The organism is Reichenbachiella sp. MALMAid0571 (genome assembly GCF_040151475.1).
GTDB lineage: Bacteria > Bacteroidota > Bacteroidia > Cytophagales > Cyclobacteriaceae > CAXBNB01.
The window spans coordinates 1-12,812 of sequence record NZ_JBDKWG010000104.1 but is presented as its reverse complement, the minus strand read 5'-3'; the positions used below and the strand labels follow the sequence as shown (position 1 = coordinate 12,812).

At 39.3% G+C, this 12,812-nt stretch carries 12 protein-coding genes; 7 read left to right on the top strand and 5 right to left on the bottom strand.

The genetic code is table 11. The features are described from left to right. Positions 1–16 precede the first annotated feature (16 nt). Both AAOP42_RS04940 and dctP read left to right on the top strand, forming a co-directional pair. A complete protein-coding gene (locus AAOP42_RS04940) occupies positions 17–1,066 on the top strand; it encodes an aldo/keto reductase (protein WP_349527352.1) in 1,050 nt (349 codons plus the stop codon). Beyond that, positions 1,038–2,108, top strand: coding sequence for a TRAP transporter substrate-binding protein DctP (dctP, locus tag AAOP42_RS04935; RefSeq protein WP_349527351.1), 1,071 nt, complete (start codon positions 1,038–1,040; stop codon positions 2,106–2,108). Before AAOP42_RS04940 ends, dctP begins: the two co-directional genes overlap by 29 nt. Before the next feature lie 19 nt (positions 2,109–2,127). On the opposite strand, the gene AAOP42_RS04930 is transcribed toward dctP, so the two are convergent. The 3 genes from AAOP42_RS04930 to AAOP42_RS04920 all read right to left on the bottom strand — a co-directional run bounded on the left by AAOP42_RS04930 (position 2,128) and on the right by AAOP42_RS04920 (position 4,430). Further along, positions 2,128–2,928, bottom strand: a complete 801-nt coding sequence (locus AAOP42_RS04930) for an ABC transporter permease (RefSeq protein WP_349527350.1) — start codon at positions 2,926–2,928, stop codon at positions 2,128–2,130. Further along, positions 2,921–3,817, bottom strand: a complete 897-nt coding sequence (locus AAOP42_RS04925) for an ABC transporter ATP-binding protein (protein WP_349527349.1) — start codon at positions 3,815–3,817, stop codon at positions 2,921–2,923. The genes AAOP42_RS04930 and AAOP42_RS04925 overlap by 8 nt, the downstream gene beginning before the upstream one ends. 88 nt (positions 3,818–3,905) lie before the next feature. Next, a complete protein-coding gene (locus AAOP42_RS04920; RefSeq protein ID WP_349527348.1) occupies positions 3,906–4,430 on the bottom strand; it encodes a D-glycero-alpha-D-manno-heptose-1,7-bisphosphate 7-phosphatase in 525 nt (174 codons plus the stop codon). Positions 4,431–4,625: 195 nt separating this feature from the next. Between AAOP42_RS04920 and AAOP42_RS04915 the strand changes: the two genes are divergently transcribed. Further along, complete coding sequence (locus tag AAOP42_RS04915) at positions 4,626–5,420, top strand: FkbM family methyltransferase (RefSeq protein WP_349527347.1); 795 nt, start codon at positions 4,626–4,628, stop codon at positions 5,418–5,420. 57 nt (positions 5,421–5,477) lie between these two features. Continuing rightward, entirely contained in the window at positions 5,478–7,682 is a 2,205-nt protein-coding gene (locus AAOP42_RS04910) for an outer membrane protein assembly factor BamB family protein (protein WP_349527346.1), read from the top strand. Between the two features lie 275 nt (positions 7,683–7,957). On the opposite strand, the gene AAOP42_RS04905 is transcribed toward AAOP42_RS04910, so the two are convergent. Further along, positions 7,958–8,878, bottom strand: coding sequence for a sugar phosphate isomerase/epimerase family protein (locus AAOP42_RS04905; protein WP_349527345.1), 921 nt, complete (start codon positions 8,876–8,878; stop codon positions 7,958–7,960). A 76-nt stretch (positions 8,879–8,954) separates the two neighbouring features. Next, complete coding sequence (locus tag AAOP42_RS04900) at positions 8,955–9,107, bottom strand: hypothetical protein (protein WP_349527344.1); 153 nt, start codon at positions 9,105–9,107, stop codon at positions 8,955–8,957. Between the two features lie 607 nt (positions 9,108–9,714). Between AAOP42_RS04900 and AAOP42_RS04895 the strand changes: the two genes are divergently transcribed. The 3 genes from AAOP42_RS04895 to AAOP42_RS04885 all read left to right on the top strand — a co-directional run bounded on the left by AAOP42_RS04895 (position 9,715) and on the right by AAOP42_RS04885 (position 12,750). After that, positions 9,715–9,936 carry a BRO family protein gene (locus tag AAOP42_RS04895; RefSeq protein ID WP_349527343.1) on the top strand — a complete coding sequence of 74 codons (222 nt, stop codon included), beginning with the start codon at positions 9,715–9,717 and terminating at the stop codon, positions 9,934–9,936. Continuing rightward, positions 9,937–10,305 (top strand): hypothetical protein, encoded by a 369-nt coding sequence (locus AAOP42_RS04890; protein ID WP_349527342.1) that lies wholly within the window; start codon positions 9,937–9,939, stop codon positions 10,303–10,305. 264 nt (positions 10,306–10,569) lie between these two features. After that, the gene (locus tag AAOP42_RS04885) at positions 10,570–12,750 is read left to right on the top strand and encodes an N-6 DNA methylase (protein WP_349527341.1); all 2,181 of its coding nucleotides are present in this window, start codon (positions 10,570–10,572) and stop codon (positions 12,748–12,750) included. Positions 12,751–12,812 lie beyond the last annotated feature (62 nt).

The window sequence follows — 12,812 nt, the reverse complement described above, 5'->3', positions numbered from 1 at the left end:
ATTGTTATAAGTTAACATGAAGTATAGAAAAATAGATAAGACGGATATAGAGTTGTCACTTTTTGGGTTGGGCTGTTGGGCTTTTGGAGGAGGAGACTACTGGGGAGGCAATCATGACCAAAAGGAAGTAAACAAAGTAGTTCATGCTGCTGCCGATCTTGGGGTCAATTATTTTGATTCGGCCGAAGTATATAACGAAGGAAGAAGTGAAACCTCTTTAGGATTGGCAATTAAAGATTTATCCAGGGATAAATTGATTGTGGGCACGAAAATATCTCCGTCCAATTGTTTCCCCGGCAAAATAGCACAACACTGTGAAGCTTCACTCAAAAGGTTGAACACAGACTACATTGATATTTACATGGTGCATTGGCCGATTCATCCGCATTCTATTCGGCACTATACCAATGACGAAGCAATCATTAACAATCCCCCTTCTTTAGAGGAGGCTATGGAAGGATTATTGACTTTACAAAAAGAAGGGAAAATAAGGTATATAGGGGTAAGCAACCACAGTGCCGATCGTTTGGAGGCTTTTCCAGAAAATGATTCCATTGTGATCAATGAATTGCCTTATAATTTACTGTGTAGAGCTCCAGAATATGAAATACTGCCTTACTGCAAGGAAAAAGGAATTGGCGTGATTGGTTACATGAGTTTGTTGCAAGGAATTCTGGCAGACTTATATCCAACCATTGACGACATTCCCATGCTGATGAGAAGAACACGGCATTTTGACGATAGAAAAAATAAATTAAGCCGTCATGGCGAAAATGGGTTTGAAAGGGAAACACAGGCAGCATTAGATGCTATCAGAAAAATATCAAAGGAAGTTGGAATTAGCATGCCTGACCTGGCGTTGAAATGGGCAGTAGTGAATGAAGCGATTTCCACTTCCCTGGTAGGAGTTCGAAGTGTGAAAAGGCTGGAAGCCAATATCAAAGCAATCAATGAACCATTGGATCAGCAAATCATTACTGATCTTAATTTGGCAACAAACACACTAAAGGACAAGATGGGAGGAAAACTTGACTACTATGAGGGAGCAAAAAATGACCGAACGTGATAGAAATCAAAATATACCTCGAATGGGAAGTATTCTAAAGATACTGTGTTTAGGTTTTTTGATTATACTCTTCGCAGCTTGCTCTGAGAATGACTCAAAGAGTGGGCTTAAAAAACCAGATTTAGTCTTTCGGATGGCGCTTCAGCCAAATGAAGCAAGCAGGGTTTGGGAGGTGTCCAACTTGGTCAGGAATGAACTGGAAAGGCGTTCGAATGGACGAATCAAGGTAATGTTTTATGGAGCTGGAGTGTTGGGAAATGAAAGGCAGTTACTAGAAACATGTTATCTGGGTATTATTGAAATGGTGCAGGTGACTTCATCGGTTGTAACTACACTTGATCCCACTTTTGATACTTTTGACATGCCTTATATATTTATCGATGAAGGGCATCATCAAAAGGTGTTGAATGGTGCTATTGGGAAAGAACTTTTGGATGGTCTTTCTAAAAACAAACTGCAAGGTCTTGGCTTTTATTCATGTGGATTCAGGAATATTTATGCGAATAAGGTGATCAATTCTCCTGAAGACCTGCAAGGCATGAAGATTAGAGTGATGGAAAGTCCCGTAATGATAGAGGCGTTGAATGCCATGGGAGCAAGTGCTACGCCATTGTCCGCCTCAGAGGTATTTACTTCTTTGAAAACGGGAGTAGTGGACGGTGCTGAAAACAACCCAAATGTATATGTTTCAACTGCCCATAATGAGGCAGTAAAGTATTATTCACTTACCCGACACTTTGCCAATCAGCACGTACTGGTAGCCAATAAAAAATGGTTGGATCGGGTGAAGGTAGAATACCCTGATTTGCATGAATTAATAGTCACCGTTCCAAATGAAATTAAAGCGGAATACAACCGATTGTGGGATGAAGCCGTTCAGGAAGCATTTCGCATCATTAAAGAACAGGATGGAGTGATCACTGACCTTAGTCAGGAAAATATATTGAAGTTTGTAGATAGAGTACAGCCAGTTTATGAATCAAAGAAATCTACTGTCCCTCCCGAACTGGTCAAAAGAATTAGAAAAGAGGCAGGGTTGTAGGTCAATAGTAATAAAAGTATTACAAATCCTTTTTACACAGTGCAAGATATGACAACCCAATATCCACAACCAACCAGATAAAGCAAATCAATATTTCCTTCAGCCCGACTGTATTTTGTACTTCGGTAGTAGGTGAAAGGCTCACAGGAAATTGAATCAGGTTGTCTAGTGCATTCATTGGTAAAGCGGCCGCTAATATACCGTCAGAATCTAAAAATATCCACGTAAAAAAAGTTTCTATAAAAAAGCTATAGGCGATAGTAAATACGATAGCAAGTCCTGAGGATTTAACCAGTAATCCTATGAAGAGGGAAAAAACCAGAAAAGTGAAAGTTTGCAGGAAAAAAGCGCCAACAAAATCAAGTCTTTGACTCACGACTTCCCACGCCATGTTGTCGGCATAGGTGTTCCCAAAATAAACTCCTATAGCAACAATGAAAAGTGTAGCGATTGTGGCAAGGAAAAATGCATTAATGACCTTTGAGATAATGAATTCAACTTTACTCATTCCGTCAATGATGTTTTGCCGTAATGTTTTATGTTGCACTTCATTTGATATACCTACAATCATGGTGATACTCAGAAATATTTTCAGGTATGACGCTATATAAGTAAGATTGTGCCATGTATTGGGAAAATTATACATATTCATGGTTGACAAATCCATTGTCTGTTGTCCATTCACGCTACTTGTCATATTCATAAGACCTGTGCCTATGGAGCACAATACATAAACCCCCAGGATATATAAAAGAAGCAACGCCCAAAAAGACCTGTTGGATTTAACCTTGATCCATTCTATTTGAAATAACCTAAGCATGCTGGTTGAGTATTTTCATGAATTCTTGTTCCAGAGAACCTTCATTTTTGTTCAAATGAGTCGGTGTTATTCCCTGTGCCATTAAAGTTTTACTGATGTATTCCATGGTCACCTCCGGCTCTACTTCCAGACGGTAATGTGATCCATTCAATACCATACTTTTCAGTCCACTAAGGTTTTCTAATGCAGCTTTTAGCATATTCATATTTGAGGAACCTACTTCTATGATCGTTTGTCCGGAAATAGCATCTTTCACACTGCCTTGAAATAGCTTTTTGCCTTTATTAAGTACAGCAAAATGAGTACATACTTTTTGCACTTCATCTAGTAGATGACTCGCCAGAATGATGGTTTTTCCTGAAGCAGCTATTTTTTGTATTATTTCTCTGATCTCTACAATACCCTGAGGATCCAGTCCATTGGTTGGTTCGTCGAGTATGAGTACCGGAGGATTGGCCAAAAGAGCAGAAGCAATCGCCAGTCGCTGTTTCATGCCCAATGAATAGGTTTCGAAAGTGTCATCCATTCGGTCAAAGAGACCTACTTCCTGAAGTACTTCGGCTATTCTGTCCTCCGTTACTCCTTTGATTTTTGCTACGATTTGTAGGTTCTTTTTTGCAGACAAATAAGGATAAAAGCAGGGTTTTTCCAATATAGCCCCGACTTTCTTTCGTGCTTCAGGGCTGGGAATTTGGCCATACCAGTTGAAAGAACCTGATGTGGCGTTGGTTACGCCTAGGATCATGCCCAGAGTGGTTGTTTTTCCACTACCATTTGGCCCAAGTAAACCAAAAATCTGGCCTTCTTCTATTGATAAGTCAAGAGAGTGGACAGCAGTTAAGCTTCCGTATTGTTTCGTGAGATTATTTGTTTGTAGTACCGTACTCAAGGTAAGTCAATTTATAAGTTACCAAGATAGAAACAATTTTGTGAAAGCTAGAAAATCCATAAGTATGAATTGATTATTGGACTGGTTTTTAAACCCTTTTATCTGATGAAAGAATGAATTGTGCCGCACCCAGTAAATTTTCTGCAACATGATCAGCAATTTTATCATCATGTCCATCTACCTGAATCGTTTTAATGCCCATCTTAATGGCAGGCTGCATGTCTCTCAGCTTATCCCCAACCATCCAGGATTGTGTCACATCCACATCAAATTTTGCAATCGCCTTTTCGAACATCAATGTGCCGGGCTTCCGTGTCAATGACTCGGAAAAATTTGGATGACAAGGGCTGTAATATATATGGTCGATTAAATGCCCGGTATTTTCTTGTAAATAGTTGTGACACAACTGCATGTCTTCTCGTGTGTAAATTCCTCTGGCTAGTCCGGACTGATTGGTAATTACTATGAGTAAATAGCCATGTTTTTTGAGCAGATCCAAAGCCTCAGCAACACCATCAATAATGAAAAACTTGTCTAAACTATAGGCATAATCAACAAAATCTTTATTGAGGACACCATCTCGATCTAAAAAAATACACTTGTTCTTACTCACCAATTCTCATTTATAAATTCAGCGTAAAACTACAATGATCAGAATTAAAATGCTGAGTGATCTGAGCTATTTGATGATACTTCAAAAAAACGAGACAGTGAATTAGGTTCAAAGCGAAGGGTCACTTTATTAACCGTTTCACCGTCATTTGGTCTTATTTGTACTAATTTCAAGGTAGTTAATCACTATTTCAATATGAATGGACTTAAAAGAGTAATCAAACAAATTCCGGTTTTAAATGATGTAGCTATGTGGTGTTATTCGAGGTTCATTTTGCCTCAGGGGTCTTCGGCTTATTGGATCAATAGACTAATGAGAGATGATGATTTGAGTGTTGTGCAGATTGGATCGAATGATGGTAAAACAGGAGACCCGCTGCATCAGGCTATTATGAAAAATAAAAATTGGAAAGTTTTGTTTGTTGAACCTGTTCCTTATTTGTTTAACAAACTAAAATTTACCTACCCTTCTGATCTCAGGTTTGTTTTTGAAAATGCTGCTATTAATGACGGGGTAAAGCAGACATTTTATACAGTTGACCCTGAGGTTGGCAGGTATTTACCAAATCTCCCTCTTTGGGTTAACGGCATCAGCTCGTTTAATAAAAATCATATTATTAAACATTTGGATGGAATTCTTGAACCTTATATTGCAGAATTGGAAATTGAAAGTCTTAGCCTGAAAGAATTATTTCTGAAACATAAAATTGAGAAACTGGATATATTGCATATTGATGCCGAAGGATATGACTGGAAAATTCTGTCACAATTGAATTTAGAAAGGTACCATCCTTCTATTATTTTGTTTGAGTTCAAGCATTTAACTTTTTCTGACCAAGAAGAGTCTGTTCATTTTTTGTCAAAATACTACCACATTTTTCAAATCAAGGTAAATTACCTCTGCATTAGAAAGTCTGAAAACAGGTTAACTGAAAAGGATTTGGCAATGTTAAAGAGTAAATTTTATATTAAACCAGGCACAAAGATGTAATCAGTATTGGTAGCAAAAGTAAATCTTAAGTAAAAGATCTGTTATGTTTTTATTCTAATGGAATCAACAAAAAGTCAACTAATCAAATCAACTGCAGTAATCCTGATCTTAACTTTAATTTTAGGGTGTCAGTCTCACAAGCAGCACGAACTACCTATTTCGCCTACAAATGAATATTGGGCTGTTGAAGACTCTGTAGAACGATTGCAATTACCAGAGTATAAAATACTTCCAGCTGCCAAAAAAGAAGAACTTACTCCGGGCAATGGTCTTGTTCCAAGGGAAGATTACCGCAATTGGTACCGTTCTCATGGGGATCATAACTGTAGCCGCTATTCAGGGTTGACTGAAATCAACCGATCCAATGTGCAACAACTGAAAGTGGCTTGGATCTACAACAGTGGTGACAATCCTGCCAATGTGCAAACCAATCCTATAATAGTTGATGGTGTGATGTATGCGCCTACTTCGGGACAGCAGATTGTCGCTGTTGATGCAACGAATGGAAAAGCGTTATGGAGGTTTGATCCAAAGGGTAGGCCTGCACAAAGGGGAATTATGTATTGGAACAGCCCTGATGGTAAGCAGGGGGATAGGATTATTTTCACAGTCGGACAACAACTGATAGGACTGCTTGCAGCAACAGGGAAACCTGATCCAAAATTTGGTGTCAATGGTGTCATTCCTATTGCGGACCAAAATGCCGTGCCTGTTTGTATTTTTAAAAATATAGTCATGTTCCCTGGGTTGAGCCGTCATGTTTACGGATATGACATGAATACTGGAGAGCAATTGTGGGTTTTTCATACCGTCCCTGAAGAAGGCGAGTTTGGTTTTGATACATGGAAGGAATCAGAGCCGGGTGCAAGTGCCAATTCCTGGGGTGGGATTGCTTTGGATGAAGTACGTGGAATACTATATGTTCCTACAGGTTCGCCAAAACCAAACTTTATGGGGCATTTGAACTCTGGTAATAATCTTTTTTCAAATTGCCTTGTTGCAATTGATGCCGAAACAGGGAAGTATATCTGGCATTTTCAGGAAGTGAGACATGACATTTGGGATTTGGATATACCTGCACCTCCCATATTAACTTCTATAAAGAGAGATGGAAAACCTATAGATGTGGTGGCTCAGGTAACCAAGTCAGGGAATACTTTGTTGCTGGATAGGGTAACTGGTAAACTCATTTTCCCATTTCGGCTAAAAAGAGCACCTACATCTTCTGTACCAGGGGTGAAGACATGGCCTTATCAGCCTGATGTAGAACTGCCGGAACGGTTTAGCAGAAACGAATTTACACTGGACGATATCACGGATATAGCACAGGAAAATCATGATTTTATATTGAACAAAATACAAAAAGATAGTGCTACTTATGGTTGGATGCTGCCCAATGAAATAGGCAAGCCAAATATTATCAACAATATCCATGGTGGAGCGGAGTGGACCGGAGCAAGTGTAGATGTAGCAACTGCTACGCTGTTTGTGAGTTCTAATGAATTGCCTTGGTACATCACCATGAACGAAGAGAAAGAGCAGGTAGTTGACGAAAGCAAATTGCCTGTTACGGCAGGGCGAAAAATTTACCTCAATAATTGTGTGGTTTGTCATGGTGTCAACAGGGAGGGTAGTGGTGAATATCCATCGTTACTGAGCTTGAATGATAGAATGGATTCCGGTGGTATTGATTCGCTTTTGCAATATGGCCGAAAAAACATGCCGGCAATGTCTCATATCAAAGGACAGGAATTGGAAGACCTTAAAGATTACCTGTTGGAGGCAGGTCAACCGGAAAAACAAACTGAGGAGGTTGATCAGTCAAGACCACATTATGCATTTGACGGGGGATGGATTAAGTTGTTGGATCAGGAGGGCTATCCCGGCATCAAACCTCCGTGGGGCAAGCTGACGGCTATCGACCTGAATACAGGAAAGATAAAATGGAGTGTGCCTTTGGGCGAGTATGAAGCATTGACCAAACGAGGCATACCAGTTACAGGTACAGAAAACTTCGGGGGGCCGTCGGTCACTGCCGGAGGTTTGGTTTTTTGTTCCGGTACACGGGACCTGAAGATCAGGGCATTTGATGTAGATACCGGAGCAGAACTCTGGTCTTATAAGTTGCCTTTTGGAGGCTCAGCTCCACCGAGTATTTATGAAGCTAATGGCAGACAATACATTGTGGTGCCTGCTACGGGAGGAGGAAAGCTTGATTTGCCAAAAGGGGATGCTTATGTGGCATTTGCACTTCCTGAATGATTAACTGTAATCAATTTTTCGTTAATGGTATCATCGGCTGGAGGTGCATCAGGGGCAATCGCATTTAAAAATTCTTGCTATCCCCAGACTAGTTCTGGGGTCTGTTGGGGTTGAATGTGACCCTAACAGATACCGCAATAAATGCGGTAAGGAGTTTATTTTTAAATGTGATGCCCTTAAAGGTTTTATTATGTTGCATGAGTGAGCTAAAAGTCTCAGAATAGCCAGTCCCGAACTTGATCCTGAAACGGTTTTTATTAGATTATAAAGTAGAACTAAGGGGTGTAAGTTTTTAAAGCAGCGTCATTTCCCATTTGAGTCAGCAGTTTTTTCATTCCGTCTAGATTCCTCTGGAGTGAGATTTTCACATCTTCATCGTCTTTATGTCCTAAAATGCCAATAGAACCCTGAAACCCGGATTTCTGCAAAGTATTCATCATATCCAGTTCCAGGTTTCCTTCGCCAAGGGGAAGGATTTTTTCTCCGCCTTTCTCCATGCCGTTCAAATTGACAGTATTCAAATAGGGTGTCATCATCTTGATGTTTTTTTCATAATCGGAAAGCTGTAGGTGTGCATGATGGAAATTATATATGATACCAATGGATTTATGCCCTGAAGCCTCAATGATTTTAACCATATTTTCAGGCATGCCAGACCATCCCCCGTGGTTGTACAATGACACAGAACAACCTATCGCTTCGGCTCTGTCATAAATATGATTAACTAGTTCAACCCCTTTTTTCACCTTTTCTTCATCGGTCATTCCCTCAAAATTATCTTCCGGAATACTTACCCACAAATCGGTTTTGGTACCAGTTTTCTCCAATATTTCAAGAATTGTTTCATTGCCATTGTTGATGATTTTACCATTGTCTATGGTAACGTAAAACCATACACTTTTGAGTTCAATGTTGCTTTTTTTCAGCACATCGATTTCCTGTTCGAAAAGGGGTAAATGCTTTTCTCTCCAGTCCCAGGCCAGTGATGTGATTCCGAGTTCGTTGAGCATACTTGCCCTTTCTTCCGGAGATCGGTTTTCTGTATCAAAAGGCACAATGCACCAGGCAACTAAATTTTCTTTGGCAAAAATGTCCTTGGTGTTTTTTGTTTGACTGCAAGCAATAACAATACCTGCGATTACCAAAAAAAGCAAGGCATATGTAAACCGGGGTTTATTTTCTTTGTGGAGAGGCATTTAATTTAAAATAGAGGGTATAAAATTTTCTTTTTTTCAGAGAGGAATTTAATACTAATCGGTGGGTTCTTGACGATTACTGAGATATATTATCAGCCAATAAAATTGGATTTTCTGATAAGAGCAGAGCCTTGTCTTTAGGTTTACTCTTGCGGATTGGAGAAATCACACCACAACCTAAACTCATTGAGGAAAAAGCAAGAAGAAGGAAAAATGCTAGTATTTTCATAGTTGTTTAGATAAATAGGTGACTCACTTTTTATAGTGGACAGCTGCGAGTTGAATTTGCTGTCAAGTCAAATATAGTGAATTCACTAATAGACATTTCACGATTCGCGCACTTGTTGCTCGATCCATTAGGAGGTATGGATAGGGATGCCGGAATAAATCCGGCAAGGCTGTATCCCCCGACCCGTTCGGGGGTCTGTTGGAGTTAAGCACTATTCGCAGATTTATTCTGCGATCCCTCGGAGGTTAGGATAGGGGTCTCGCTACAAGGCCGGGAACAACTTACATTTGCTTATTCTTCGTCAAAACCGGAAGAGTATTTGAATATCAAATGCCTTAGCCAGAATATATAATATTGTCTTGATAATGGAGATTGGAAAAAAATGGAAACCATTCAATTCTAAAAAAGTATTCAGGAATTGTGTATTTGGATTCGATAATAGTGAAATTTGAGATATGTCCGAAGAAATTATCTACCTTGACCATAATGCTACCACTCCTCTTGATTCAAGAGTATTGGCATAGGTAGGAGTAATTCCAGTGATGAATAAATACCGTACTAAAATCATTGCGATCTGTCCTTACGCAACTCAAAACACTTGCCTGATATGAAACATGACTTGATCAAATCCCTCACAGATACTTTTGAAGACCACTCTAATACTACCGAAAATGGCGTGGAGTTTTGGTTTGCCAGAGACTTACAGCATTTGCTTGGTTATGCCGAATGGAGAAACTTCCAAAAGGTGATTGTAAAAGCCAAGATTACTTGTGAAACCAGCGAAAATAGCGTTTCTGATCATTTTGTTGACGTCAACAAAACGATCTAAATGCCAAAAGGAGCCGAAAAGGAAATAGATGATATCATGCTTACTCGTTTTGCCTGTTACCTTATTGCTCAAAATGGTGATCCAAAAAAAGAACCCATTGCTTTTGCCCAGAATTATTTTGCTGTGCAGACCAGAAGGTCTGAACTCATCGAACAACGCATCAATGACTGGGAGCGATTACAGGCCAGAGATAAACTAAGCTTGTCAGAAAAAGAGCTAAGTGGACTGATTTATGAACAAACAGGGAGTAAGGGGAGTCTTGCTCCAAAGGGGTATTCGACCCGAAGATTTGCCTGCGGAGGAAGACATCAAAAAACTGGAACGGAGAGTAAAAGGCGAAGAGAAGAAGCTTGGGAAGAATCCGGATAAGTTGTTCGGGAGTCTGTCTGTTTCACCGTTTGCGGACTTGTTGCGTGATACTTTAGTATTATAACAAACGGGTGTCTGGCCTAAAGCGAAAATCAAATAATAATGTAACCCCTCACTTGGCAATGTTTTTATGCTACATTTTTTTTCAAAGGTGAAATAGAAGAAAAATGCAATAATTATTATAAAACAATATTGAATACTCTATGGCACAATTAGATTGATTACATTAGCCATACATCTGAATGTAAGCTTGTTATTTTAGGAATGTCTAAACAACTAATCAACCAATACTACAACCACCTACATAGCCTAAAGAAATCAGGCATTAGTAACGAAATGGCGATCAAACAGCCATTCGATACTTTGGTACAGCAATTGGCTTCCTCCAGGCACTACATCTATGCCCTGGAAGTCACGATCAAAAATGACAATGGCAAAAACATTCGTCCGGATGGAGTGCTAATGAATGAACTTAGAATCCATAAGGGCTATGTGGAAAGCAAAGACAAGGACGACAGCATAGACGAGGAGATCAATAAGAAATTGTACAAGGACGGCTACCCTAAAACCAACATCCTTTTTCAAGACAGTGAAACCGCTGTTTTGATTCAAAATGGGGAAGAGGTACAGCGGGTTAAAATGCAGGAAGTTGACCAGCTGCAAGCCATTTTGAAAACCTTTATCGAATACAAGCCCAAATACCTTGCGGACTTTGAAAGTGCCCTTGAGAAGTTCAAAGAGGATATACCGACCATTGTAGACACCCTTCGTAATCTTATAGCGGAACAAAACGAAACCAACCCGACCTATGTCAAAGCAAGGGACACGTTTTGGGAGATGTGCCAGCAAGAGATCAACCCACAGATCACCCCAGAGGATATTCGGGAAATGGTCATTCAACACATCTTGACAGAAGACCTTTTTAAGTCCGTATTTGATGAATCCGACTTTCACCATGAGAACAACATAGCTCGAGAACTGGAAGGGCTCGTGAACACATTTATGAACCGCTCAGTAAGACAAAACCAACTGGGTGAACTTGGACACTATTACAAGACTTTGAACGCTCAGGCGGCTACTGTTGCCGATCACCACGAAAAACAAAAATTCCTAAAGGTGGTCTATGAGAATTTCTACAAGGTTTATAATCCAAAAGGTGCCGATCGTCTGGGGGTGGTCTATACACCCAATGAGATTGTGGACTTCATGATTCGAAGTACAGACTATTTATTAGAGAAGCATTTTGGGCGAAACCTCCACGATGAGAACGTCCACATTCTTGACCCAGCCACAGGAACAGGTACTTTCATTACAGACATCATAGAGTATATCCCTGCACAATACCTAAAGCACAAGTATGAAAATGAAATCCATGCTAACGAAGTAGCCATTTTGCCCTACTATGTGGCCAACCTCAATATCGAGTTTACCTACAAACAAAAGATGGGAGTATATGCTGAGTTCCCCAATATCTGTTTTGTAGATACACTGGATAATACCGGCGGATTGGCTTACAAAGGGATGCAGAAATTACTTTTTGGTGTGAGTTCAGAAAATGCACAAAGGATTAAAAATCAAAATACACGTAAAATTTCAGTTGTAATTGGCAATCCCCCATATAACGCAAAACAGCCAAATTACAATTTTCAAAATTCCAATAAGGCTTACCAAGGTGTTGATAAGCGAATCAAAGACACATTCATTAAAATGGGGAATGCCCAAAATCAAAATATAGTCTACGACATGTATACTAGATTTTATCGATGGGCGATGGATCGAATAGACGAAAATGGAATAGTTAGTTTTATAACAAATCGAAATTTTATTGATACTCGGACTTTTGATGGTTTCAGAAAATGCATTCAGGAAGAATTTGATTATTGCTACATTCTTGATACTAAAAGTGATGTTAGGGCGAATCCCAAAATAGCTGGAACAACACACAATGTCTTTGGTATACAGACTGGGGTGGCTATTATGTTTTTGATCAAAAAAGAAGAAAGAAACGATAATGGATGTCAGATTTACTACAACGGAGCTTTACAAGATGATTGGCGAAAGGAAGTGAAGTTGGAATGGATTAAGAATTTGCAATTTTCCAACATTCATTTTGAAAACATAGCTCCAAAAAAAGGAAATTGGATAAACCAAACTGATAATGATTTTGATGAAATGATCCCAATTATATCAAAAGATAAATCAGAAGCTATATTTAGAAATTTTTCAAGGGGACTTGAATCAAATAGACAAGAATGGGTATATGATCTGAAAAAAGAAGACTTGGTGAAAAAAGTTAAATTTTTTATTCATTGTTACGAATCAGTTAGGAAGTCAACAGACAAAGAATTAGGTGAGATTATTAAATGGTCTAGGAGTCTGTCGGACTTAATAAACCACCCAATTATTTATATCTTGGGGCATGATATCATTTATTGGAGCGGATAGAGAACAAGTTTCTTTTATGCCACATGACCTTAACGATTGGCTACCTGAAGATCACTTGGCAA

Coding starts and splice junctions, on each gene's coding strand:
- AAOP42_RS04940 (WP_349527352.1), top strand. CDS start 17: ATGAAGTATAGAAAAATAGATAAGACGGATATAGAGTTGTCACTTTTT.
- dctP (WP_349527351.1), top strand. CDS start 1,038: ATGAGGGAGCAAAAAATGACCGAACGTGATAGAAATCAAAATATACCT.
- AAOP42_RS04930 (WP_349527350.1), bottom strand. CDS start 2,928: ATGCTTAGGTTATTTCAAATAGAATGGATCAAGGTTAAATCCAACAGG.
- AAOP42_RS04915 (WP_349527347.1), top strand. CDS start 4,626: ATGAATGGACTTAAAAGAGTAATCAAACAAATTCCGGTTTTAAATGAT.
- AAOP42_RS04910 (WP_349527346.1), top strand. CDS start 5,478: ATGGAATCAACAAAAAGTCAACTAATCAAATCAACTGCAGTAATCCTG.
- AAOP42_RS04905 (WP_349527345.1), bottom strand. CDS start 8,878: ATGCCTCTCCACAAAGAAAATAAACCCCGGTTTACATATGCCTTGCTT.
- AAOP42_RS04900 (WP_349527344.1), bottom strand. CDS start 9,107: ATGAAAATACTAGCATTTTTCCTTCTTCTTGCTTTTTCCTCAATGAGT.
- AAOP42_RS04895 (WP_349527343.1), top strand. CDS start 9,715: ATGAAACATGACTTGATCAAATCCCTCACAGATACTTTTGAAGACCAC.
- AAOP42_RS04890 (WP_349527342.1), top strand. CDS start 9,937: ATGCCAAAAGGAGCCGAAAAGGAAATAGATGATATCATGCTTACTCGT.
- AAOP42_RS04885 (WP_349527341.1), top strand. CDS start 10,570: ATGTCTAAACAACTAATCAACCAATACTACAACCACCTACATAGCCTA.